The sequence below is a fragment of the Pseudomonas sp. FW300-N2A2 genome (assembly GCF_017351735.1).
GTDB classification, from domain to species: Bacteria; Pseudomonadota; Gammaproteobacteria; order Pseudomonadales; family Pseudomonadaceae; genus Aquipseudomonas; species Aquipseudomonas migulae.
Map to the genome: position 1 here is coordinate 260,564 of NZ_JACNDU010000005.1, position 22,093 is coordinate 282,656.

Genomic DNA, 22,093 nt, shown 5'->3' on the forward strand with positions numbered 1-22,093 from the left:
CGCCGTACACCGGCAGGCTGGTAGGTGGAAGAGGGGTTAAGCTGGCTCGTTTCCAGATTTCATGGCGTGAAGCTTGTCGCGCTGGATGATTTCAGTGCAGCGAGGGTCGCCACAGAAGCATTCATCAGGCATGCCCTTCGGATCAGTCATGCAGCAGTCAGAGCAGATCCACCCGCATTCGCCACGCGCCGCTTGATCGGTCCAGTCGCGAGTAGCTTTGTTCATTTCTTCAATGTGCTGATCGAGCTTTTCGGCCTCGATAACCGTGACATTCAAGATCATCACCGCGGCCCCTTGTAGCAGTACACGTAGGCGAACCAGGCGAGGGCTGGCGCTGCGAGCAGGATCATCAGCATTCGCTCCAGTTCATGGCTTGCACGTATTCGCACGGAATGATCAGGCTGTTCTCTGCCGGCACGGTGGCCTGCACGGTCTTGTCACCGAAATAGCCAATGGCCGCCTTGGCGCGCTCCAGCGACAATTGCGCGTGGCGCATCTGCCACTCCTTGCGGTGTTTGTACGACCCGAGCGCCAGCTCCTTGTCGGTGTAGGCGTAACGCCGGCCATGTTCGCCGCCAGCCTTAAGCACGCGTGTGCGGTGCTTCTTCACCGAGGCCTCACGCTGCGAGCCGCCAAACAGGTTGTCGAGGAATTCACTCAGGATGTACCAGCACTGATCGGTTTCGCCGACCACCACATAACGCTGGCAAGTTACCGCAAGGCCTGTCGGGCAAATCTCGTCGACGTAGCGGTAATGATCCGGGCCGAGCTTTTTCTTTTCCATGGGTGCACTCGTCCTTGCCGCTATAGCGGCTGACTTTGAAGGGGGAGGGAGTTACTGGCTGTTGTGCATGAAGCGGCAGGCGAGCACTACGGTGAGAAGAGATAACAGCGACCCGTAAACGACGATGTTTATGAACATGACTGAGTCCTCATAGCGCGAAGTTCGCTTTGGAAGGTGGAACGGTGGAAGCCGATGTGGTGCTCGACGTCGTACCAGGTTGAGCCGGCGGCGCGCATGTCGAGCGCCATGGTCAGATACTCGGTGGTGAGCTGCTTGGGCTTGCCCTTGTTGCCGAGAACGATCCCGGCGGCGTTGAGGTAGCGCACGACGGTTGGGTAGGAGCAACCGGCAGCGTCCGCAATGTGCTCCACCGGATGTCCCGCCGCGTGCATCGTGAAGATCAGCCCGACCGAGTCAGGCGATAACTTGGCTGTCATGCTCATTCCTCCGTGCGTATTCCCGTTGCCGGGCCTTCGAACACTTGGGGTGTTTTCCCTTGCTGCGAGGCTGCCAGCACTTGTCGCAAAGAAAGTGCAGCTCCATGTAGCCCGCGGCGAGCTTTCCTGTGGATGGCATAGGGCCTCCCAGTGGCGAGATTTAGTTATTTGGGGTATTTGTGTTCGGCCAGGCATGGAGCCGGAAAAGGTGCTGCGATGAAGAAGTTGATTCAGCAAGAAGATTTGCTCGTATACCTAAGAGAATTAGCAGCAGCTTCCATGTTGGTTGTGAGCATGACTACGCCGATATTTGAGATTTCATCGACGGTCAAGTCGTCTTACGAAATGGCGTATATGGTCGAAAACTATGGCCAATACATTGGCACTGGGCCATACATGATCGAGAGCAAAGATGGTCATGAGTGGAAAGAGTTGCCAATTCCAGACCCGGTGATTACTGGTTACGCTTTTGCGTTCACCATATGCGCAAAGCTTGTTCGCTCAGGGAAAGAAGTCGGCGGGCACCACACACTACGAAAATCGTTGGCAGGATATGAATACATCCAAATGGATAGGATCAACGACGACGCAATGGTTTCTTCAATTCTGATAAAGATGCCCTCCGATCCTGCTGAGCTTCTGACGCTTCGGAAACTTCTTGCCGAAACCACTGTTATGTTTTCGATAGATGATGGAACAGGATTTTTTCACGTCGGCAATACGATGATGGGGAATGGGATTTACCATTCTTGATGGCCAGCATAGGCTAGTCAGATTTTATGCGGGTCGGGTGCTAATCCATTCGGATCTGGTCGGCGTCATCATCAGCGCAGATGATTGAAAGGTCGCCGCCAGCAGCTTCTTCATCAGGTCCATGGCTCGGGCATTAATCGTTTCCTGATCGCTGGGAAAGCGTGGGTAGTTGATCAGGCCGACGACGTACCCCGCCTCCTCACCGCCGGTATAGATGAAGGTGGTAGGCTCGATCGTCACGCACAAGCCTTCGCGTAGACAGTCTTCGCGAATCGCCTGTTTGGCTGCTTCGATCGGGCCGGACAGGTAAAGTCGCACCCAGTGGGTCGGTTCAATTAGGTGAGTTTGCATTTGGTGCTCCGTGGTCAGTCGCCGCAAAAGCAGTCGATATCATCCGAGTATCCGAAAGCGTCCATCTGGCCTTTGTAGTTCTCTGCGTACCAGGCCAGATGCGAGTATTTCGGCCGATCCATACGGAACACTTGATTGAAGCGCTCCTCAATACCGGACCAGAAAATAACCCGATCCGGTTCGGCCTGGATCGCTTTGAATAGTTTGTCCTCCCCTTTCTTCCAGCACAGATCACAGTTACCAAGGTCAGAGTCCATGCCGAGGTCGAAGTCCTGTGCCTGCCAAAAAGCGGCGACATCTTCTTTCGTGATGCCTGCAGTATATGAGGGGCAGACGTTGTCCCAGCGAGTGCCGCCTTTTTCGTTGGCGGCCATCATCCGGTGGTAACGCCCAGCCTCGTCCTTGCGGATGCCAATCACGCAATCCCACTCGGCGTAACCCAACGAGCGCATATGTTTCTCGCCGATTTTGATCTTCAGGTAGGCGGTGCACATATTGTTCGAGAAATTCGGAAGCACCGGTGGCGCATTCTTCTCTGCCTTCCGGTAAGCCGCGTAATACTCAAGCATCATGGTGAATGGTTCGCCGTTGCGGCTGGCCGTTTCGAAGTCCACTAGCCTGTACCAGGGGGCGTCGTCCGGCTGACCGTACACTCGGCACCATTCCATCCAAACGATGTTCACGCTCCAGCGTTTGGCGATCTGGTCAATGAAAATCAGAGTCTCCTCGCGCTCTTTTCCGGTGTTCTGGAAGAACAGGTGCACGTCTGGCGGAAGAGCGCCGCCATGTGCTTCGAGGATTTTGTAGACCATGTGCCCGCTGGTGCGACCACCACTGATGCCGATCTGGGCTGGCCCAGTGATCAGGTAGGGATTCATATTTTCTCCAGTCAGGCGCCGCCATCCGTGACTGGATGCGACAGATTTAGAGTTCGTGATGGGTTGGTGTGACGAAAAACATCAAAGAGTACAAATGTGCTCTTGCAGCGTTTCGTCAGACATTCGATCCGCGGCCCAGATGAGCCGCGACACGACGTCTTGCTCTTCCGTGATGTCTAGCCGTGACATGAGGCTTTTCAGGCGCGCGTCATCGTTGTGGTAGAGGTCCAGCGATATGCGGCGAGAGAGTAGGCGGGCGAGACGTTCGGTTTCGGACTGCTTGTCCCGGTCGCGCTTATCCTGCTGGCGTTGCGCCGGTGATTTGGCCATGGTCGCTCCTGGTCTTCGGAAAGGTTTTTGTCAGCGCGCCGTTGACGCTGCGCCCGCGCTTCAGCACGACGTTGGCCAGCTTCTCCCGGTCCTTTTCGCTATGGCTGGCTTGGCTCAACAGGCCAAAGTAGCTGTTGGCCGTTTCGCGCAGATCTTCGTCCGGCGCCGCGGCGGTCCGCTTTAGGGCCTGAGCCAGCGAACGCTTGCGCGTTGATCGCCGCCACGGCTTGATGACGTGGCCAACGAAGTCGACGCCGCGATCTACTGGCTGCAGGATGGTCTTTGTCGGGTTCAGCTTGGCGCCCAGTGTTGGCAGGAATGCTTCGACCTCTGCCTTCCAGGCATTGAGCTGTTTCGGCGACTCATGCAGGAACACGAAGTCATCGACGTAGCGGACGTAATGCTTGGCGCCGAGCGTGTGCTTGGTGAACTGGTCCAGCGCGTCGAGGTAGACGTTGGCGAAGAACTGCGATGACAGGTTGCCAATCGGCAGGCCGAGGTGCGCAGGTTGCGCGGTCAGGCGCTTGTGCTGCGGCACCCGGTTGAACAGATGGGCCGGGCTGCGCACCTCGTAGTCTTCTCGTGGGTCGTGCATCAGGATCTGCTCGGCGAGTGCAAGCCACCAGGGTTCGGTGATCTTGGCGGCCAGTTGCCGGCGGAGCACCTGCTTGTCGATAGCGACGAAGAAGTTCGCCAAATCCAGTTTCAGATAAAAACAGGGCTTCGACCAGTTCTGGCTGGCGCTGCGGATCTTAGCCTCAAGCCGTTTGGCGGCGTACAACGTGCCGCGCCCGGGAATGCATGCGCAACTGTCCGCTATGAAGCTGGCGTAGAAGCGCGGTGCCACACGGTTGTACAGCAGGTGGTGGACGACGCGGGCCCTGAAGGCCGCAGCCCAGACTTCTCTGGCCTTTGGCCGGGTGACCACGAAGCAGATGGATCGGCCTGGCCGGTAGGTGCCGGCGATCAGGTCGTCGTGTAGACCGATCAGGTTGCGCTCGAGGTCCATTTCGAAGGCCAATGCACTGGCGCTGTTGCGCTTCGTGCGGCGGCAGTCGTAGTAGGCCTGAACAAGCTCGCTGAACGGGTAGGGGCCAACAGTCGAATCTGCGGACGGGGCGGACGCGGAGCTCGTTGTTCTTGTCGTTGTTGTTCTGATTGCCATCATCGAAGTTCATGTTGAATGCGTTGTTGGCGGAGCGCTGCGACCGATCGTGCTATCTACGTCGCCAAGCCGAAGGCGGAGCCGATCAGCAAGGAAACTGCGCGAGACCTGCACGGACGCTTTAGACCGTCGGTATCTCTGATGCGCATGGCGGTGACCCAGAGGTCAGCGGCACGACCAGATTCAATTCGCACAGACCTGAAAGCCGTGGCTCTCAGATGGCGGGCGCGGTTGGGGTTGAGCGTTTCCAGGCTGATGCCTGTTTGCCAATCGAGGTGGTTACCTCTATTGCATTGGCGTGCTGCGGGATACTGATGAATCGACTCTCCTTGAAGAGCCGCATCAGAAACTCGATGACCTGGACCTTCTCAACAAGCAAGGTCAGGTGTGGGCTCTTGTCCCGAGTCGAGTTGGCTCGGGCAATCAACATCAGCACGTCGATGCACTCATCGATAACGCGCTTCCCGAGAGACTGCTTTAGATCCCGGGGGATGTTGCGAGTGAGGTTGGTGGCCATAAGAAGCAGACCGAGCGAGGACTTGTAGATTGATAATTCAGTGTGCATTCCCATTGCAGTGAATCTCCATGAAGAGCAACCGGTCGCAAGCGACCGGATTGAATAAATGAATCAATCGAATAATTGGCTGCGGACGGGGCGGACGCGGAGCTCGACGAGCTTGACGTTGCTGCCCTGAATGCCATCATCGAACTCCACGAAGAACGCGAGGTGGGCGGAGCGCTGCGAACTCGACCAGTACCAGGTGTCACGGAAGGCTTCGGCGCCACCTTCTTGGAAGGCTGTCAGCGTTGTTTGGCCTGGTGACTCTTCGCTGTACAGCAGACCTACAGGCTCGCTGTTGGGGTTATCTCCATCGCGGCGACCAGCCCAGTTCTCTTCGGTGGTCGGTTTGAAGTGGCGATACTGGAGTTCCTGCACGTCGCGGGCCGGGATCGCCCAGTCGGTGAAACCGCCAATGTCCAGAGCCAGCACCTTCTGCGCCAGTTCGCTGCCAGCGGCGGCCATGGCTTCGGTGTTTGCCCTGCTGTTGGTGAAGCTGTCGGCACCTTCGATTCTCACGTACTCGCCCCAGGCCCCGACCAGTTCATGCGCGGCTCCGGCAGTGATGTTCAGGTAGCGCTTTCCTGTGTCCGGGTCACGGGTGATGCCGGAGAAGAACCCACCGCCAAAGGGCTGGCCGATTTCCGGGATGGTCACTGCGGGTGCTGCTTGCTCAACTGCGGACATGGTCTTTCCTCTTTTCGAAGGCAACAAAAAGGCGCTGCTGCGCCCGGTGCCGGATCAAGAACGAATGATTGAAGGATTAAATAAAGAATCTGCGGACGGGGCGGACGCGGAGCTCGCCGCCCTTGACGCCGTAGCTCTGAGTGCCATCACCGAAGTACATGATGAAGGCGCCGTCGGCGGAGCGCTGCGAACTCGACCAGTAGTAGCAGTCCTGAGCGAACACCTCGGGGCAATTCAGCCAGCCCTGGTACAGCTCGGCGGCGGCCGGCAGGTAGAAGTCATGATGGCCGTCAGCCTGGTACTCGGCACACGCGTTCGCGGCAGGGTGCTTTTCGTCGTCGCTGCACAACACTTCGGTGTTGGTGTATCCGTCGGTCTTGCTGAGACCTTTCAACTCAGTACCGCGGCCACCCCATTCGCGATCACCGACGTCTTTGGCTGCGATGATCAGGTAGTGCGCCGGAACATCGCCACGCGCGGCAACCAGGCCGCCGTTGACACCGCCTTGCCCGGGCCATTCAGCGCCGAGTGCCGGGATGCCGGCCGGAACGATGGGCTGAACATTCGCAGCAGGCGGCAGGGTGTGGGCGAGCAGGCCGGCCATCAGCAGCTGGACCATGCGATCCGGCGCACCTTTGATCTTGATGCCCTGAGCTTCGATTGAAATCGTGTCGGCTTTCATTGTGATGCCTCCTTTGTTTTCGGGAAGAAGGCCGGATGAGGCCCTGCTCTGCGTTTCGGGTAGTCGATGTCGAACTTGTTCAGGAGTCGGGCGAAGGTTTTGAACGTGATGCCTAGCTGAACCATCGCCTGATTGCGTGAAAGGCCGACTTCCATAAAGGACTTGATGCGCTCGGCATACTTGGCGTCGCGCGCCTCGTCGATCGCGTTTGGCTTCACGTTGTTCCGGCCATTGTTGGCGGAAGGCTGAAACTTGAATCCGTTCTCCGCAGCGATTGATTGCAAGGTCCTGCGGGCCAAGCCAGTACACAGAACTGCCTGGGCGTAGGTCATGGTTTCGGCCAGCTTTCGAATTCTGTCGATCCGATCGACCTTGTCCTTGGCTCGCTGCGCCGCGCGCTCTTCGCGATCGATATCGCGCTGGGTGATCTTGTCGATGTAGGTGGTCTCAACGACCTGCTTGGCCGGCTTCGCCTTCACCGTCGGCGGGGGCTCATTCCTCACCGGTGGAGCCTTGAAGCTCGGCCCCTGCAACACCTCAATAGTCCCTCCTTTGTTCAGGAAGTCCTCCTGAAGCAGGGCCAGTTCGTGGCGATGCGGGTCGAGCATCTGGATCATGCTCAGTTCAGTGCTGACGTATGCGTTCATGCTGCCGCCTTTGCCAGCCTCACGCCGGCCATGCTGAACTTGGAGCCTTGGTCGGCGACCATGGCGTCGAGTGCTTCCCAGTTGACCGTCAACACCGATAGCGGGGCCTGTCCATAAGCCACGGCTTTGATCAACGCTTCAAGGTCGTAGACTTCGGCCTGTAGCACTTCGGTCTTTTGCGGTGTGGCGCTGACAGCGGGAGCTGCGGCGGTTGGTGCGTAGCGAGCCGGTGAAACCGAAACGACCGACGCTGGGGTTGCTGCTGGCGCTGGCTCGGCAACTACAGTTGCGGCAGCCAGCTTTTCCGCTGCCTCATCAGCGATCTTTTTCAGCTCTTCCTCGCGAATCCGCTTGCGAGCGGCTTCGGCTTTCTCTTCCTTGGCTTTCTCATGTTCCGATATCCGAAATTTGATCAGCGTCACCAGGTCATCATTGGCTTTGATCACCAACTGCTGAATGTCGCTGAACAAGAAAGCGTGGTCGGCGGCCAGTTCGGCCAGGCTGGTCAGGTTCAGGCGAATGCTGTCGGCTGATTGGCTGGCATCGATCTTCGCCCGAGCCAATTCAGTATCGACGGCGTCCTGCAAGCTGGCGATAGTGCGCTTGTTCTTCATGGCGCCAAGGAAGTCAGAAGCTACGGTAGGCAGAACCACTTTGCCCAGAGTCTTGTTGATCGCTGCAATGTGATCGGCCAGCGCCTGCTCGGCCTTCTGCTTGATGTTGGTCTTCACCAGCAGCTCTTGCGCCTTCACCAGCTTGTCGACTTTCAGGCGGGTCTCACGAGCATGTGCCGAGACTCGATCCAGCGACGAGAACAACTCGTCGATGGTTGCGGTTTGCGACAGCGCTTGTTTCTTCGCAGTGGCTACCGCTTCCTCGACATCACCGCACCACTTAACCGCTTTCTTGGCGTCGGCAAAGTCTTGATCGGTTTCCAGCGTAGTTTTGACAGAGTCGATCACCGCCAAGGCCGATTGCTCGAACACCTTGAGATTGCTGGCGGTAACCATGCCGGTCAGTTCAATGCGCAGCGCTGGCAGCTCGTCAGGCGCTTTGCCGACGACAATCGAAGGCGCATCGGCCATTTCGAATTTAGCCAGGTCGGCCTCGAACTGCTTCCAGCCTTCGACCAACTGTTCGGCGCGGCCGGCGACCGGGCGATATTCCATGCTGACGAAGTTCTCGGCGGTGCCATCGGAACAAACGAAAATCACGCGTTCGGCGCCGCTCACCAGCAGTTGCTGCTCGAGTTGCCAGTAATAGTGCGGCGCGAGGTCTTCAGCCTTCACTTGGGCGACCAGCGACTCGTTCCAGAGCTTGTGCTCGAACAGGGTCTCGACGAGCATCGTCGCGCCGTCCATTGAGGCGAGCAGATTGTCCTTGGTGCCCACGACTGGATACAGCTCTTCGCCGATCTGTACTTCGACCAGGGGCCGGGCCGACGCTTCCGTCGCGTGGCCTTTGTCGAAGATGAACTGCTGTGAAGGCGTGACGTCGGCAACGATGCCGGTCTTCTTCATCGTCAGCAGTTCGGTGCGGGTCTGGTACTTAGAGGCCCCCATCATTGCTGGTGCTTCGGATGCGGTGAAGTGTTGGGCGCGGAGTGCGTGCCACTCGGCGGAGCCTTGAGCAACGTTATGGATTTTCATGCGGCGTCTCCATCGAGTGCTTTGAGATTGGTGATGGTTTCGATCTGGGCAGGGCTCAGCGTGTATTTGCTGTTGATTGTCGCGATCAGGTGTTCAGGGCTGGTGCGCCCCGAGTCGATCAAGGGCTGCCACTTGATGGCGTTTTCCTTGAGCAGCTCGTCCGGATATTCGGGCAGGGCTTCTGGCTCGACTTGTGCCGGCTGACTCTGCGTGACATCGCGCACCGTCTCTTCGAATGCTCTCCCTTCCATCTCATCCGCCGTAGGCGCAGAGCCGACCTCGGGGAATGCTTTGCGCAATGCCTGGGCCTCTGCACATTTAGCGAGCTGGGCGAACGCCCGGCGCTTCCACATGGCGTTTGGTGCCGCACTGTCTTTGCTGGCAGTTGCGTAGTTCTCAAGCCACCGCTCATTGGCGGTGAATTCCGCGACAAGCCCGTTGGACATCTGCCGTTTCACGGTCACCCGGCACCATTCCGGGTATGTGACATCGACGCCGGCCAGCTTCGCGGTGATCGGAGGTCCATATTCTGGATCGCTGATCCCGGCATATTGCCCGGTGCGCGCCGCTTGAATGCGGTACAGACCAATCCCCGGCATTACCGTGTCTTGCATCTTTTTTGCGTCTTTGTTCCAGATCGGCACGATATGAACAGGCTTCAACATTGGGTCCAGGTGGGCTGCCTGGCAGTAGGCCAAGACCATCACTACGGAGTTGTGCGCAGCGCCCGGGTACAAGCTGCTGCTCAAAACTTCGACGAGCGCCGACTCCGACATGGCCGGCATTTGCTCGGCCTGTTTCATTACTGCGGACATGACGATTCCTTCCGCCATGCAGGCGGCGTATGAGTTCGAGTTATTGGGTGATCCGATCAGCGAGGGCGCTGGCCAGCATCACGAAGGTGGAACCGAGGAGGACGATTGCGGAGCCGCGCCACATGTAGAAGCGTTTGGCGCGCTGGTAGGAGGTCATCTCACCACCGCCACAGGAAGGCTGAACTGCCGAGGAGCGCCGTTTTCTTTGAACAGGCTGTATTGCATGAGCACAAGGATCAGGCCGCAGGCGAGGATCCAGTAGAAAGTCTTCATCAATCACCTCCCCAGTATTGAATTGGGACGAACGTGTAATGCTCGCGGCCGTGGTGGCGAACTCTCCAGTACTCCAGGTCAATGCGATGCAGGAGTTCTTCGAAGCTGTAGATGCGGGTTGCGAGACGGGGTTTCATGGCGCCACCTTGCAGGTCCACCGTCCCGCGCACTTGCATGGCTGATCGATCCACTTCACATCGACCAGAAACACGAAGCCCCGATTTCTCAGGGCTTCCACGATTCCTTCAAATGATCCGGCGATGATGGTCATGCCGCACTCCTTGGCCGATGCGCGATCGCGACATTCAGCCTTTTGCAGTAGTGGTTGAACTCTTCAAGGGTGATGACGTGTGCCATGTAGAAGCCGGTGATGTTGTGCAGCACCAAGGTTTCGTACTTGTCGGGACATCCGGTATGACTCAGCACATCGAGGTCTTCGTCGATCAGGATGTGCGGGCTCATTGCGATTCCTCGGCCTGGGCCTTGAGTGCGTCGTCGGCCAGCGGCCGGAGAAGTTCCTCGGCGATCTCGCCAAGCTTGCCCAGCGGGTGATCGCTTTGGCCCAGCAGTTCGGCTGCCGAGATCTTGTCGGCCTGTCCGCGCTCGGAGGCAATCAGTAGCCATCCCAGCGCCGGAGTATCGATTTCGCAGTCAGCGAGGCGTTTATTAACGAATTCGTCGACTGCCAGGGCGAACTGTTCTGCCGTCACGCCTTGTGGCTTGCGCATGCGGCGCTGGAAGACCACGCTGACGCCGCGCAGCAACTCTTCGGCGGCGCTGTACAGCCACTCAGCCCGCGCCATCTCACGAGCGTTCTCGTTCACTGGAGGCGGCTGACGGTTTTCGTAGTTCAACTGAGCAATCAATGCTGCGTTCATAGTCGCCTCCAGAGTGGCGTGGTGGTCAGGCGGCGACAGATTGAGTCATCAGTTGGGCGTAAGCCTTTAGGGCCTCTTCGCGGGTGTCGCCGTAGGCGTAGTTGTCTGAGGTTTGAAGGTCTTGGAAGCCTTCGCCGACTACGCACCATGCGGCGCCGTCTTTCATCACTCGGACTGCCCACCAAGGCTTTTGGAAGCCGTCGGTATTGCAACCGTTGCAGGCCCAGGTGCCGCCATACACGAAGCCGGTGAACTTGCATTGACCGTGCGGAAATGGATGAACGAAGTAGATCTTGCCGGTGTTGATCATTTCGTCTGCCCTCCACCAACCCTGCATACGCTCTGCCTTGTATGCACCATCAGTGGCTACACAAAATTCAACGCCTTGGACGCGAGAGTTGAACCCACCGCCGAAGTGTCCATCGAGGCTACTCGGCTTGAAGATCTCACTGGCGTACATGATCTTGCTGACGTGCTTGCTCATGAATTACTCCAATCAGGCGATATACCCGCCCGGCATAGTGGTTACGATCTTCTTGGCTGCCGGGTCGTGCATCCGACCTTTGGCGCAGTCGTGGACGTCGGGGCGGGGCTTGCGGGGGATTCTTGGGGTGCGTTTCATGATCCGCTCCAGCAGCCTGTTCTGGCGGCGAGCATTGCGTCAGCCATCGTGTAGGCGGCGTGAGCATATCCATCCGGCCCACTGACGCCTCTGTTGAGACGGGACACCAGTGATGCACTCTCATCCCATTGCGGCTCGGTGATGAGTGATTGCAGGACTTTTATCGCGAAGTAGTCGCGGATGGTGACGCCGTTGAAGCTTTCGTCTTGCTGGTCGCCCGGAACCGGAAAGGCAGGACGCTGACCTGCGGCCATCGCAGCGTCGAACGCCAGTTGTGCGCCTTCGATCTGTCGATCCATTTGGCTTGCCATGTACTCCATTTCAATCACCTCCAATCGCCCAATAAAAAGCCCGACCTAAACCGGGCTTTACCTTCCCTACGTCACGACCGGGCGCATGAGGCGTCGGATCGATGGCTATCTGTTACATGGCTGCCAATCCTCCGCGTTGAGTTGAACCTTCAAGCAATCCCTGACGGTTGGAATCTGTACCTGCATTGGGGGGCGATCTGCGCGGGGAGCTACCCCTGTCTCTACCCTGCGCCGCTTTCTGTACGGCGTGCTCAGTGGCTGGCCTGATTACAAGTCAGGGGCCCGGCTTTGATGCAGATCGCACTCCGATACAAGCACCCTCCATCACCATGGAGATATCGGGCCGCTTTGCGTCCGGCCGACGTGCACGGAGATCAAAAGCAATAAAGGAATAATCAAATAGGCAATCTGCGGACGGGGCGGACGCGGAGCTCGCCGTACTTGGCGAGGTTGAGCTGAGTGCCAGCAGCGAAGTTCATGAGGAAAGCGGTGTTGGCGGAGCGCTGCGTGCTGCTCCAGTGCCACTCCTTCTCAAACAGGTCCGGAACGTTCGCCATGCACAATGCAAGTTCGCTGATCGCTGGAAGGTAGAGGTCACCGTGACCTTCGACTTCGAGGTTCGCGCAGAACTGCGCAGCCGGATGATCGCCCTCCATCAGGGCGATGTTGTTGGCCATGCCGTCGCGGCGGAATGCGCAGTCGGATGTCTCAGTTCCATGACCGCCCCATGCCAGTTTCACACCCTGCACCGCGGCTGCGGTCGGAACGATCAGGTGGTAATCGGGCTGGCGATCCTCGCCGCGTATCACGCCGGCATACACACCGCCCTGGCCTTCCCAGTAGGTGCCGATCGCAGGCACTGCCGAGTTCGCCGCAACCTTCACCTGGCCACCGCCAAGCACGAGTTTCGCAAACTGAAGCACCAGCGCCTTGTCGGGGCTGCTGATCGTTGATTCGCCGCAGGTGAGGGTGGTCAGTTGAGCTGTCATGTTGGTGTCCTTGTCGGGGTTGTTCGTGGCTTTCGAATGCCTCCCGGGGTGTGAGAGGCATTTGTAAAGCCAGATGACCAGCCTGAAACAGCAGGAAGCCATCTGTACCCGGTCCCGCTACTGGCGTCAGACCGGGTTTGTTGCGTAAGCGGTGAGTGCGCCGGTTGCCCGCTGCTGATTGCAGGGCTGACTGTCGTTGGGTGGGCGGCGAGCTTCCTCCCCACGGCGTCAAACAGCATCTGTTCGCCATGGATCAAAGGTCCTTACAACATGCACGCTACAGCTCTGAATGCCCTGGCTGATGGGGGCAGGGTGCATGAGGTCCGGCGTTCCCAGCCGAGGCTATCGGGATCGCTAATTCAATTCTGTTTTCATCTCCGCCACGCGCATCGCCCGATTCATATCTCTGGCCAGGTCACACATTTCGTGTTCGGTGTTCTTCCTGGCTGGCTTGCGTGGTTTCGCGTGCTCACATCTGGTGAGCACGGCCAGTTCCAGAGCTGGCATGGCATCGACTATTTGTTGCTCGCACTTACCGGCTGAAACCCGGGGTAGTCGATGGCGAGGATCCCTAACTGTTAAAGAGCGGTCGGTCCCTTTCAGGCCCTGGCGCCTCGGTGTTCTGTGGCGTTGAACAAACTATACGAATGCTCATAACTCTCGTCAATACGTTTTTGCATAATATTTTTCGTAGGCGTAAAAAAGCCCGCTCGGTGGCGGGCTTTGGTTAAGTATTAGGGGTCACTTCTTCTTCGATCTCTTTTCTGCGTTCCGCATGCAGGCGGAGAAAAAATCGTTCTGGAAGTCTATGACCGCCTTTTGCTGATTTTCTTCCAGGGAGAACCTTGGTTTATCGTAGGCATTGCGAATGAGCATTTTGTACATCTCTTTGATGTACTCGCTGTCAGACTCTTCAGCAATTCCCCATAGCGTTGACATGGGCACATCTGACTGCCGCGACTCCATTACCGTTTTTGCCGAATGCTCCATTCTTTTGCACTCTTCTAAATCCTCGTTTGGTTTTTGTGCTCCGTGGGCTGCAAAGCAGATAGCCAACATAGGCAATGCTGTCGATAAGGCGAAGACGGTAGATCGCATGTGGTTCCCTCCAGGATAGAATTCCAACTCTACCATGGCGCACCGCCATCATTACCGAGCAGGGAATGGCGGGCATGAAAAAGCCCGCTGGTGGCGGGCTTTTGCGGGGGAGGGGGTGGCTAGAAAACGTGCTTGATGACTGCTCCGATCACAATGCCAGAAATTGCTGCTGCAACGGTGATGCCACCCATGTAGCGGGCAAGCGTGCGGCGGACCTCGTGCACATCAGTGCTTGTCGATTTAATGTCGGCTTTAATGCTGGATAGGTCGGACTCAATTCTTCCAAACCGATACTCAGAAGCCTTGTCGCGCTCGACCTGGGCGGCAAGGAACGCATCAATCTTGCCGCCGATAGAACTCACCCTTGAGTCCATTCTGGATTCTAGGGCTTCGAGCCTGGCATTGAGTTCGTCGCGGGTAATTTCGGTCATGGGCTTAGTATAGAGCGGAACCGCATGCAAGTGCGATACCCCTTCGCTAGCTCCGATTGACTGGAGAATCCTGAATTCAGCGCCCATTAATCCCACCCCATGAGGCGCGACACCACCGTCTGCGTCAAAAAGGTCTCCATGCGCCCGCAGTTTGCACACGACATGAAGAAGGCATTTATGCCGTCAGGATGATTGCTTGGTGTGGGCAGCTTAATAATTACAGGCTTGTCTTCGTGAGCGGGCAGATCCCACTCCTTCCCGCCGCAATATTGGCAGCCGGCTTTATTCAAGTCGTGCATGCCAAGAAAATCTCCAAGCTCTTCCAGCGTTACGTCCTGCGCATACGCCTTTCCATCATCTCTAGCTTTCAAGTGATCTCTCCATTTCAGCCTGCTTCCCTACATTTCCCCGCCGCGCCAGATGACTCGACCAAGAATAGGCACCTCATGCAGCGCCTCTTCTGATAGCTGTTCATCTGGGTATTTGGATTTGTCGGTGTTGTCGCTCCTGATGAGCCAGGCGCCAGATATTTGCTGAATCATCCTCTTAATGCTTATGCCGCCATCTGGCCTTCGGATCACATAAGCCTGCCGGTCTCTCGGCTCATTCTTGGAGGTGTCGAATAAAACCACATCGCCCTCAAAAACATACGGCTCCATGCTCTCGCCTTCGGCATAGATGATGCGCAGGTTCTCAGGCTTGGCCTTCATACGAGCAAGCCAGTCGCGCTTGAAGACAAGGCCCTCAGTGACTTCTACGTGGTCGTTTAGATAACCGTCACCGCATGAGCCGTGAGCTTTGTACTGGGGGATTAGGGCGTAGTCGGCCTCGCTTGGCGAGCCGTGCCCCCTAGATTCCTCGCCACCAAATAGCAGCCAGTCAGGCGTCACTTTAAGAGCCCTAGAAATTGGCTCGACAGTGTTCTTGCGTGGGCTGCTGCTCTCGCCTGAAAGGATTCGGTTAATAGTCGGCTGCGGAACGCCCGAGCGCCGAGAAAGCTCACTCTCGCTCAAGTCCAGTTCCGTCAGCTTTGCGCGTAGGCGCCCTGCAATATCCATCACTCACCAAATATACGTAGACGCATTATGCGAATTCTATTGCAACGGCCCATACATATTCGTATGATTTGTCATGCAGAACCTCATAGGATTCCCGTCATGACAGTTCAAGAGATGTTGAATCGCCTTTTCCAGCTCGGGCTGTCGCAGACAGAAGTAGCTGAATTGTGCGGCACCACGCAGCCGACTATTTCCAGAGCCGTCAACGGCTCGATGGTCAGTTACAAAATCGGGAAAGCCATTGAATGCCTTCTCGGTAAGCGTGAACGCGCCGCAAAACGCTCTGAAATTCAAGCTGCTTAACCAACCTCGCAAGCCACATAGGAAACACAGCATGTACATGGACCCCAATCAAAAGCGCGCCATCCCGGTGAAGGTTCGATTTGAACCTGTGCTGGATCGGATCCTGCGCAAGGCAGCAACCAAGACTCGCATGCAGCACGCGACCTACCTCTACGAAATCATCGAGTGGGCCGTTGCCAACGGCGTGATCGAAGAACTCATGCAGGACAAGCAAGAAGATATCGCGGGCTGAAGGGCCTCAGGAGTCCTGAATGACCATCGATAGAGAAAAACTGTCGCCAGATACGCGACAGAGAGTGGAGGAGTTGATGTTTGCCAACGGTTGGGACTTCAACCGAGCCATCAACGAAATGATGGAGACCGCTATTGCAGGAGGTGCGCTTTCGGAAGTCGGGCGCAAGAAGGCCAAGGTCCTTCAGCTGGTTACCCCAATGAGGGCCTCAGGCAGGGACTCTTAAGGGCAATCCAGAGGGCCTCTGCCAAATTCAAGACGAAAAAAAGCCAGGTTCGTGGCCTGGCTCTCTTACAACGCTTGTGGAGTAAATCATGCACCAAGTTAGCGAAACGATCAACCCTCCAGTGTTCTCCTCGCATGCGCTGAGCTATCACCAGTCGGCAGCCATGTATGCGGCAAACATGATCCGCTTCCAATACACCAAAGAAGCCAAAGCGAAATGCCGCCGTGAATGCCTGGAGCATCTGAAGGCATCGCTTGCCCACGACAAAGAGGGCGCGGCATGAGCAACGTCATTCAACTGAAATCGGCCGGGGGCTTTACCCGGATGGACAACGATCTGTATGAGGCCCTCATTGGGGCTGACCTGTCAGGCCGTGAACTGCGTGTCGCTCTGGCGGTCCACAGGCTCACCAGCGGGTACAACAAGGACGCAGTGAAGGTAGCGGCCCTCTACATCGCCAAGATGATGTACAGCGACGAAGAGAAGGCTGCGTCTGAACGTGCAAACGTATCTCGGGCAATCAACTCCCTGATCCGTCAGCGAGTTCTTTTTCGTGATGGCGGCAGTCGTGACCCGATCACTTTCCTGCCGAGAAACGAGTGGAAAATAGACCACAAATCAACTGTGTTGAAAACTACACACTGTGTAGAAAAAGTACACGCCACCGTGTCGAAAATTACACACATAAAAGACATAAATACAAATCTAACTGCTGACGCAGTTGTCGCCGCTGTCGCTTCGACCAGCGAGGTTTCGGAATCTGAACCGGAACAGCAGGGCACCCCAGAACCTGATCAACCCGCCCAAGCCAAAGCCGACCGCATCCCGTACAGCCGCATCGCTGAAATCTACAACACGGTCTGCGGCGAGAAGCTTCCGAAGTGCCTGAAGCTCTCGACGAAGCGCAAGAACTTGATCAAGGGCTGCTGGAACCTGGAAATCAACGGCCTGCACCCATTCCGCAAGGGTGAGTTCTGGACTGCCTACTTTACCGACTGCCTGACCAACAAGCACTGGACCGGCGACAACGAGCGCGGCTGGACCGCCGACATCGAGTTTCTGACCCGTCAGGACAAGGTCCTGAAAGTGTTGGAGGCCCTATGATCACTGATCGCCCACTAGTCGCGATGGAAGCCGAGTTCGGCGTCATTGGCGCACTTTTCATCAAGCCTGATCTCATTGAAACCATTGGCGCCACCCTTGGAGCCGCTGACTTTCACGACCAAGACGTCGCCGAGATCTACACCCTGATCCTTGCGGCGCGCTCTGCTGGTCGTCCGGCCGACCCTGTTTCGATTGCCGACATCCGGCACGAACTCACCAGCGGCGAACTGACGCTGGTGAGGGCGGCCGAGATCATGAACAGCGTGCCTAGCGCTGCCAACGGGATTGAGTACGCGCGCATCGTGGTGGAGCGGTCCAAGGCCCGAAAGATCGCCATCATCGGTCAGTCAATCATCGACATGGCCAGTCATGCGCGGCCGCTGGCCGGGATCATCGCCGATGCTCAGGAAGCCGTCCTGGCATTGAACAGCGAAGACGACGAGCCGGACGTGATCACTCTGCGTGAAGCGCTGGGCCCGGTCGTCGATGAAATGGACGCGCGCTTCAACGGAGAGGGCATCAATGGCCACGCCACAGGGCTGAAGGACTTGGACGAGCTGCTGCAAGGGCTTCGCGGATCGCACGTCATCATCATCGCTGGACGTCCCGGTACTGGGAAAACCACCCTGGGCCTCGGCATTGCTGAACAGCTGACCATCCGTGACGGAAAGTCGGCGCTGGTGTTCTCGCTCGAAATGTCAGCGAAAGAACTTTCCAAGCGCAGCCTGGCGTCGTCATCGGCGGTGACACTCGGAAATATCGACACCGGGCAGGCGATGGCAAGCGGTGAACAGATAGTCCGCATCACGGGCGCCGTCAGCAAAATGAGCCAAGCCGACCTGCGCATCTGCCAAAAGGGCGGCCTGCCACTCAGCCGCATCCGGAACATCGCTCGCTTCCAGCACAAGGCCAAACCGCTGGACCTGATCGTCATCGACTACATCGGCCTGATTGCACCAGAAGCCGGCTCCCGCCAACAGAACCGCAACCTTGAGCTCGGCGCGATCAGCCGTGGAATCAAGGGCATGGCCAAGGAGCTGAACGTTCCCGTCATCGTTCTGGCTCAGCTCAACCGCAGCATCGAAACGCGCTCCAGCAAAAAGCCGCAAATGTCGGACCTTCGCGACTCAGGCGAGATCGAGCAGGACGCCGACATCATCATGATTGCCCACCGAGACGCGGAATCCGACCTCGGACGCAGCGGCGTCACCGAGATCGATGTCGTGAAGCACCGCCACGCGTCGGTCGGCCACTGCCTGCTTCAGCACCAGGGCGAATTCGCACGCTTCGTCAACTACGCCGGGCAGCGCGAGCAGCAGCAGGAACAGGAGGCACGCCCGCCAGCACCACGCACCAGCAAGTCACTCCTCAACACTTTCAACCCGCAAGGAGGCTTCTGATGGCCGACGTAGCAGATTTTGCCGGAGACGTAATCGAGCAGACGGTTGAGCTCGGCATCGCCCAGATCCCCCGTTACACCGGCATCAGCGCCACTGAGTGCGAAGAGTGCTCAGAAGAGATCCCGGAAGGCCGCCGTAATGCGGTCAAGGGCGTGAAGCTGTGCGTTGGCTGTGCTGAGCGGATGGCGCTGGTGAAGGGAGGTGTTCGCCGTGGCTGACCTCATGCTCCGCAACGAATCCGACCGCACTCGTCTGATCGGCTACCTGACTGCTTTGGACCTGGCCAAGCCTCGCAAGCTGACCATCGTCGAAGTCCGCAGCAAGCGCAGTGACGCGCAGAACAAGCTGCTGTGGATGTGGAACGGCCTTATCCAAACGCACTTGCGCGAATCCTTCGGCCAGCTCGCCAGCTCTGAAGAATGGCACGAGATTCTCGTGTCGAAGCTGTGGCCAGCCGAGGTTCATCCGGTCCAGCTACCGGACGGCACCAAGTACCGCGTCGGCCGGGCCAAGACACGCAAGTTCACCATCGCCGAGATGACCCAGTACCTGGAGCTATTGGACGCCTACTGCGCCGAACACCTGCAACTGCTGCTGCCGCATCCAGACGACCTGATGTACGCCATTTACGGCGATAGGAGGGCGGCATGAAAGTCGGCCACGAAATTCCCGCCAACGCCACCGCAAGCCGTGTCATGGCCAAGGGCATCCACTTTGAGTACAAGGCGAACGAGAGCTCATCTGACTCGGATCTGCCGTTGGCAACCCGCGAGATTGATGAGGCGCTGACTGCCAACCCGTCATTCGTGAACCTCACGGGAATGGTGGTCGGCCGCCTGAAGGTGGTTGGTCTATCGACGAAAAATCGTCGATGGGTTTGCCGCTGTTCCTGCGGCCGATACGTTCTGCGCAAGGCTTTGGCGTTGACTAGCGGGACCACCGCAGGAGCGCCGTGTGATCAATGCTATCTGCTGGCCCTTGCGAAGAAGCACGATCTTCTGCGACGCACCGGCAAGATTCGGAACACGGAGGATTTCATTCTATGAGCCTCCCAGCCAAGCAACCACGCCCGAAAAAGTGTCGCGTCGAAACCTGCGGGGCCTCATTTGTCCCTTCTCGCCTCGGCCAGGCAGTGTGCTCCCCGGCCTGCGCAATCCTCGATGCTCCGAAGAATCAGGAGAAGGCCCGCAAGGCTCTTGCCGATGTAGGGCGCAAGGCGCTGCGTGCGGCGAAAGAGAAGGTCAAGCCTCGCGCCGAGCACATGAAAGACGCCCAGACCGCATTCAACGCATGGGTTCGCGCTCGTGACACCAAGCTGCCATGCGTCAGCTGCGGCCGGCACCACCAAGGAAAGTATGACGCCGGGCACTACAGGACGGTCGGAAGCAATCCCGCGCTGCGTTTCGAGCCGCTGAACTGCCATCGCCAGTGCTCGCCATGCAACACGCACAAGTCCGGCGACATCGTGAATTACCGCATCGAGCTGGTGAAGCGGATCGGTGCCGAGCTTGTTGAATGGCTCGAAGGCCCTCATGAGGCCAAGCGCTACACCATCGAAGACCTCAAAGCCATTACCGCCGAATACCGCGCCAAGACCCGTGAACTCCGGAGGAACGCAGCATGATCACTTTCCTGAGCGAGAACCTGATCCATTTTTACTTCGCCTTCATGTTGGTCGGCTTTGGTGGCTGCCTTGAGTGGACTCGCCGCCTGATGCGCCGGGAACGTATTGCGCGGGGTGTGCGGCCATGAACTGGAAGCCAGTCGCAGGCAGCAAGCACTGCATCTCGTCCGACGAGGGCTACCTGATCAGCAAGTACGCGCTGGAGCACGGGCACGCCTACGTCTCCCGGTCGCCTGCACCGGCCAGCAAGATCTTGCACTCGGGCAAGGATCTGGATAAGGCCAAGGCGGCATGCGTTGAACATTTTGAACTGACCATGGGGAAAGCAGCATGAAGGCACACGAATTTCTCGGTAAGGCCCAGGCCATCATGCTGGAGCGCGGCAAGCAATACGACAAGCCGGAAGGCGAACGCAGCATGGGGACTGCAGTGGCTGCGTTCAACACCATCACCGGCCAGGCGCTGAGCGAGGCAGAGGGCTGGCTGCTGCTCCAGATCCTGAAGGACGTGCGCCAATGGCAGAACCCGGCCTATCACGCCGACTCCGCAGAAGACTGCGTGGCCTATGCCGCACTGAAGGCCGAAGCGCTCGCGGGAGCTCAGTAATGGTCGCACGCAAAGTCACGGACGAGCAGATCGTCGAAGCCCTGCAAACGATGAGCCTTGCCGAAACTGCCCGGCATTTCGGCATGAACACTCGCAGCATTGAGCGGCGCAAGGCTTCCATGGTCCGCAAAGGCTGGAGCCCTGAGCATGACATGACCCACATCGTCCCGGACGGGTTTCGTCTGAAGGGTACGTCGAGCCTGTACAAGGAGGGCGTGAAGGCGCCGGTGTTGCAGTGGGTTAAGACTAGTGCCGACCTTGAGCGCCAGCGGGAGATGAATGAAGCCTTCGCCAATGCCTTCATGGAGGACGTCAATCCGCTGCCGGAAATCGTAGGGCCTATTGAGGTCTTGGATACCGACATCATTCCGTGGTTTCAAATCGGGGATGCCCACGTCGGAATGCTCGCTCACTCCCATGAGGTCGGCCACAACTTCGACCTGAAGATTGCCGAGCGCGAACTGATCGTCGCGATGCACAAGCTGATCGACCGGGCGCCGAGCTGCGAGCGCTGCGTCATTCAGGACCTTGGGGATATGTCGCACTACCAGGACTTCACCGCCAAGAGTGAATCCGGCCACGACTTTGACTTCGATAGTCGGTACCCGAAGATGATCGAGGTCTGCGCGCGGATCATGCGATCGATCGTCGACAAGGCCCTGGCCAAGTTCCAGTTCGTCGACGTGATCGTCAATCAGGGCAACCACTCCCGGTCGAATGACGTGTGGATGCGGATATTCCTGAACCACGTCTATCAGGCAAACCCACGCCTTCATGTCCTCGACAACTCGAGCGTGTTCATCCCGTACCGCATGGGCAACACCTTCGTCATGTGTCACCACAGCGATAAGTGCAAGCCGGATCGGCTGATCGACGTGATGGCCACCGACTTCTCCGTCGACTGGGGCGAGGCGACCTACCGCTACATCGACATCGGTCACATTCACCACCGCATGCAGTCGAAGGAATCCGCCGGCGTGACGGTTGAGTCGTGGAACCAGCTAGCCCCGGGCGACAAGTACGCGCACGACGGCGGCTGGCGGTCCCGTGCGTGCCTCACCGCGGTGCTGAGATCCAAGACCTATGGCGAAAAGGGCCGCATCACCATCAGCGCCGAAGAGGTGAAGGACATCATCTCGAATGCTGTGCCAGGTGCTGAAGCTTTGAAACGTCGCGTTGTGTATTCGGTTTAAGGGGAGAA

General features: G+C 57.8%; 38 protein-coding genes. 15 read left to right on the forward strand and 23 right to left on the reverse strand.

Translation table 11 applies throughout. The features are described 5' to 3' along the window. Nucleotides 1-36: 36 nt before the first annotated feature. From J4E42_RS10425 to J4E42_RS10435, 3 genes are all read right to left on the reverse strand, one after another. A complete protein-coding gene (locus J4E42_RS10425; RefSeq protein ID WP_207285171.1) occupies nt 37-282 on the reverse strand; it encodes a hypothetical protein in 246 nt (81 codons plus the stop codon). Between the two features lie 67 nt (nt 283-349). Then, nucleotides 350-784 (reverse strand): hypothetical protein, encoded by a 435-nt coding sequence (locus J4E42_RS10430; protein ID WP_207285172.1) that lies wholly within the window; start codon nt 782-784, stop codon nt 350-352. 128 nt (nt 785-912) lie between these two features. Then, nucleotides 913-1,221, reverse strand: coding sequence for a helix-turn-helix domain-containing protein (locus J4E42_RS10435; RefSeq protein ID WP_207285173.1), 309 nt, complete (start codon nt 1,219-1,221; stop codon nt 913-915). A 216-nt stretch (nt 1,222-1,437) separates the two neighbouring features. Between J4E42_RS10435 and J4E42_RS10440 the strand changes: the two genes are divergently transcribed. Continuing rightward, entirely contained in the window at nt 1,438-1,974 is a 537-nt protein-coding gene (locus J4E42_RS10440; RefSeq protein ID WP_207285174.1) for a hypothetical protein, read from the forward strand. 24 nt (nt 1,975-1,998) lie between these two features. Here the strand turns inward: J4E42_RS10440 and J4E42_RS10445 are convergent, their stop codons facing one another. The 20 genes from J4E42_RS10445 to J4E42_RS10540 all read right to left on the reverse strand — a co-directional run bounded on the left by J4E42_RS10445 (nt 1,999) and on the right by J4E42_RS10540 (nt 15,397). Next, the gene (locus tag J4E42_RS10445; protein WP_207285175.1) at nt 1,999-2,325 is read right to left on the reverse strand and encodes a hypothetical protein; all 327 of its coding nucleotides are present in this window, start codon (nt 2,323-2,325) and stop codon (nt 1,999-2,001) included. 14 nt (nt 2,326-2,339) lie between these two features. Further along, complete coding sequence (locus J4E42_RS10450) at nt 2,340-3,203, reverse strand: hypothetical protein (protein ID WP_207285176.1); 864 nt, start codon at nt 3,201-3,203, stop codon at nt 2,340-2,342. Between the two features lie 81 nt (nt 3,204-3,284). Then, nucleotides 3,285-3,533, reverse strand: coding sequence for a hypothetical protein (locus J4E42_RS10455; protein WP_207285177.1), 249 nt, complete (start codon nt 3,531-3,533; stop codon nt 3,285-3,287). Beyond that, nucleotides 3,499-4,701: an RNA-directed DNA polymerase gene (locus J4E42_RS10460; RefSeq protein ID WP_259331676.1), complete on the reverse strand. Its 1,203-nt coding sequence runs from the start codon at nt 4,699-4,701 to the stop codon at nt 3,499-3,501. The genes J4E42_RS10455 and J4E42_RS10460 overlap by 35 nt, the downstream gene beginning before the upstream one ends. Before the next feature lie 211 nt (nt 4,702-4,912). Beyond that, complete coding sequence (locus J4E42_RS10465) at nt 4,913-5,269, reverse strand: four helix bundle protein (protein ID WP_207285178.1); 357 nt, start codon at nt 5,267-5,269, stop codon at nt 4,913-4,915. A gap of 57 nt (nt 5,270-5,326) precedes the next feature. After that, nucleotides 5,327-5,944 (reverse strand): DUF1566 domain-containing protein, encoded by a 618-nt coding sequence (locus J4E42_RS10470; protein WP_207285179.1) that lies wholly within the window; start codon nt 5,942-5,944, stop codon nt 5,327-5,329. A 76-nt stretch (nt 5,945-6,020) separates the two neighbouring features. After that, entirely contained in the window at nt 6,021-6,626 is a 606-nt protein-coding gene (locus tag J4E42_RS10475; RefSeq protein ID WP_207285180.1) for a DUF1566 domain-containing protein, read from the reverse strand. Then, nucleotides 6,623-7,273, reverse strand: a complete 651-nt coding sequence (locus tag J4E42_RS10480; RefSeq protein ID WP_207285181.1) for a hypothetical protein — start codon at nt 7,271-7,273, stop codon at nt 6,623-6,625. The genes J4E42_RS10475 and J4E42_RS10480 overlap by 4 nt, the downstream gene beginning before the upstream one ends. After that, entirely contained in the window at nt 7,270-8,922 is a 1,653-nt protein-coding gene (locus J4E42_RS10485) for a YqaJ viral recombinase family protein (protein WP_207285182.1), read from the reverse strand. Before J4E42_RS10485 ends, J4E42_RS10480 begins: the two co-directional genes overlap by 4 nt. Beyond that, nucleotides 8,919-9,725, reverse strand: a complete 807-nt coding sequence (gene bet, locus J4E42_RS10490) for a phage recombination protein Bet (protein WP_207285235.1) — start codon at nt 9,723-9,725, stop codon at nt 8,919-8,921. The genes J4E42_RS10485 and bet overlap by 4 nt, the downstream gene beginning before the upstream one ends. 418 nt (nt 9,726-10,143) lie before the next feature. After that, nucleotides 10,144-10,281, reverse strand: a complete 138-nt coding sequence (locus tag J4E42_RS10495; protein WP_207285183.1) for a hypothetical protein — start codon at nt 10,279-10,281, stop codon at nt 10,144-10,146. Beyond that, nucleotides 10,278-10,472, reverse strand: coding sequence for a hypothetical protein (locus J4E42_RS10500; protein ID WP_207285184.1), 195 nt, complete (start codon nt 10,470-10,472; stop codon nt 10,278-10,280). The genes J4E42_RS10495 and J4E42_RS10500 overlap by 4 nt, the downstream gene beginning before the upstream one ends. Continuing rightward, nucleotides 10,469-10,888 (reverse strand): hypothetical protein, encoded by a 420-nt coding sequence (locus J4E42_RS10505; protein WP_207285185.1) that lies wholly within the window; start codon nt 10,886-10,888, stop codon nt 10,469-10,471. The genes J4E42_RS10500 and J4E42_RS10505 overlap by 4 nt, the downstream gene beginning before the upstream one ends. A 25-nt stretch (nt 10,889-10,913) precedes the next feature. Continuing rightward, nucleotides 10,914-11,372 carry a hypothetical protein gene (locus J4E42_RS10510; RefSeq protein ID WP_008037043.1) on the reverse strand — a complete coding sequence of 153 codons (459 nt, stop codon included), beginning with the start codon at nt 11,370-11,372 and terminating at the stop codon, nt 10,914-10,916. 134 nt (nt 11,373-11,506) lie between these two features. Next, complete coding sequence (locus tag J4E42_RS10515) at nt 11,507-11,809, reverse strand: hypothetical protein (protein WP_207285186.1); 303 nt, start codon at nt 11,807-11,809, stop codon at nt 11,507-11,509. A 407-nt stretch (nt 11,810-12,216) separates the two neighbouring features. Next, nucleotides 12,217-12,810, reverse strand: a complete 594-nt coding sequence (locus J4E42_RS10520; RefSeq protein WP_207285187.1) for a DUF1566 domain-containing protein — start codon at nt 12,808-12,810, stop codon at nt 12,217-12,219. 741 nt (nt 12,811-13,551) lie between these two features. Then, nucleotides 13,552-13,908, reverse strand: coding sequence for a hypothetical protein (locus J4E42_RS10525; RefSeq protein ID WP_207285188.1), 357 nt, complete (start codon nt 13,906-13,908; stop codon nt 13,552-13,554). Nucleotides 13,909-14,027: 119 nt separating this feature from the next. Then, on the reverse strand, nt 14,028-14,426 hold the full coding sequence (locus J4E42_RS10530; RefSeq protein ID WP_207285189.1) for a hypothetical protein: 399 nt from the start codon (nt 14,424-14,426) through the stop codon (nt 14,028-14,030). Beyond that, complete coding sequence (locus J4E42_RS10535; RefSeq protein ID WP_207285190.1) at nt 14,426-14,710, reverse strand: hypothetical protein; 285 nt, start codon at nt 14,708-14,710, stop codon at nt 14,426-14,428. The genes J4E42_RS10530 and J4E42_RS10535 overlap by 1 nt, the downstream gene beginning before the upstream one ends. A gap of 27 nt (nt 14,711-14,737) precedes the next feature. Further along, on the reverse strand, nt 14,738-15,397 hold the full coding sequence (locus J4E42_RS10540; protein WP_207285191.1) for a LexA family transcriptional regulator: 660 nt from the start codon (nt 15,395-15,397) through the stop codon (nt 14,738-14,740). 99 nt (nt 15,398-15,496) lie between these two features. Here J4E42_RS10540 and J4E42_RS10545 point away from each other — a divergent pair, with 99 nt between their 5' ends. The 14 genes from J4E42_RS10545 to J4E42_RS10605 all read left to right on the forward strand — a co-directional run bounded on the left by J4E42_RS10545 (nt 15,497) and on the right by J4E42_RS10605 (nt 22,085). Then, nucleotides 15,497-15,700: a helix-turn-helix domain-containing protein gene (locus tag J4E42_RS10545; RefSeq protein WP_207285192.1), complete on the forward strand. Its 204-nt coding sequence runs from the start codon at nt 15,497-15,499 to the stop codon at nt 15,698-15,700. 31 nt (nt 15,701-15,731) lie between these two features. Further along, nucleotides 15,732-15,932, forward strand: coding sequence for a hypothetical protein (locus tag J4E42_RS10550; protein WP_039012569.1), 201 nt, complete (start codon nt 15,732-15,734; stop codon nt 15,930-15,932). 19 nt (nt 15,933-15,951) lie between these two features. Beyond that, nucleotides 15,952-16,158: a hypothetical protein gene (locus J4E42_RS10555; RefSeq protein ID WP_207285193.1), complete on the forward strand. Its 207-nt coding sequence runs from the start codon at nt 15,952-15,954 to the stop codon at nt 16,156-16,158. Nucleotides 16,159-16,246: 88 nt separating this feature from the next. Then, nucleotides 16,247-16,441, forward strand: a complete 195-nt coding sequence (locus J4E42_RS10560; protein ID WP_207285194.1) for a hypothetical protein — start codon at nt 16,247-16,249, stop codon at nt 16,439-16,441. Next, the gene (locus J4E42_RS10565; protein WP_207285195.1) at nt 16,438-17,262 is read left to right on the forward strand and encodes a replication protein; all 825 of its coding nucleotides are present in this window, start codon (nt 16,438-16,440) and stop codon (nt 17,260-17,262) included. The genes J4E42_RS10560 and J4E42_RS10565 overlap by 4 nt, the downstream gene beginning before the upstream one ends. Continuing rightward, nucleotides 17,259-18,662, forward strand: coding sequence for a DnaB-like helicase C-terminal domain-containing protein (locus tag J4E42_RS10570; RefSeq protein ID WP_207285196.1), 1,404 nt, complete (start codon nt 17,259-17,261; stop codon nt 18,660-18,662). The genes J4E42_RS10565 and J4E42_RS10570 overlap by 4 nt, the downstream gene beginning before the upstream one ends. Next, nucleotides 18,662-18,880: a TraR/DksA C4-type zinc finger protein gene (locus tag J4E42_RS10575; protein WP_207285197.1), complete on the forward strand. Its 219-nt coding sequence runs from the start codon at nt 18,662-18,664 to the stop codon at nt 18,878-18,880. Before J4E42_RS10570 ends, J4E42_RS10575 begins: the two co-directional genes overlap by 1 nt. Beyond that, the gene (locus J4E42_RS10580; RefSeq protein WP_207285198.1) at nt 18,873-19,313 is read left to right on the forward strand and encodes a recombination protein NinB; all 441 of its coding nucleotides are present in this window, start codon (nt 18,873-18,875) and stop codon (nt 19,311-19,313) included. The genes J4E42_RS10575 and J4E42_RS10580 overlap by 8 nt, the downstream gene beginning before the upstream one ends. Beyond that, nucleotides 19,310-19,708, forward strand: coding sequence for a hypothetical protein (locus J4E42_RS10585; protein WP_207285199.1), 399 nt, complete (start codon nt 19,310-19,312; stop codon nt 19,706-19,708). Before J4E42_RS10580 ends, J4E42_RS10585 begins: the two co-directional genes overlap by 4 nt. Continuing rightward, nucleotides 19,705-20,286, forward strand: coding sequence for a recombination protein NinG (locus J4E42_RS10590; RefSeq protein ID WP_207285200.1), 582 nt, complete (start codon nt 19,705-19,707; stop codon nt 20,284-20,286). The genes J4E42_RS10585 and J4E42_RS10590 overlap by 4 nt, the downstream gene beginning before the upstream one ends. Next, entirely contained in the window at nt 20,283-20,414 is a 132-nt protein-coding gene (locus J4E42_RS29435) for a hypothetical protein (RefSeq protein WP_259331677.1), read from the forward strand. The genes J4E42_RS10590 and J4E42_RS29435 overlap by 4 nt, the downstream gene beginning before the upstream one ends. After that, nucleotides 20,411-20,620, forward strand: coding sequence for a hypothetical protein (locus J4E42_RS10595; protein ID WP_207285201.1), 210 nt, complete (start codon nt 20,411-20,413; stop codon nt 20,618-20,620). Before J4E42_RS29435 ends, J4E42_RS10595 begins: the two co-directional genes overlap by 4 nt. Further along, nucleotides 20,617-20,892, forward strand: coding sequence for a DUF6378 domain-containing protein (locus tag J4E42_RS10600; protein ID WP_207285202.1), 276 nt, complete (start codon nt 20,617-20,619; stop codon nt 20,890-20,892). The genes J4E42_RS10595 and J4E42_RS10600 overlap by 4 nt, the downstream gene beginning before the upstream one ends. Beyond that, nucleotides 20,892-22,085 carry an oxidoreductase gene (locus tag J4E42_RS10605; protein ID WP_207285203.1) on the forward strand — a complete coding sequence of 398 codons (1,194 nt, stop codon included), beginning with the start codon at nt 20,892-20,894 and terminating at the stop codon, nt 22,083-22,085. The genes J4E42_RS10600 and J4E42_RS10605 overlap by 1 nt, the downstream gene beginning before the upstream one ends. Nucleotides 22,086-22,093 lie beyond the last annotated feature (8 nt).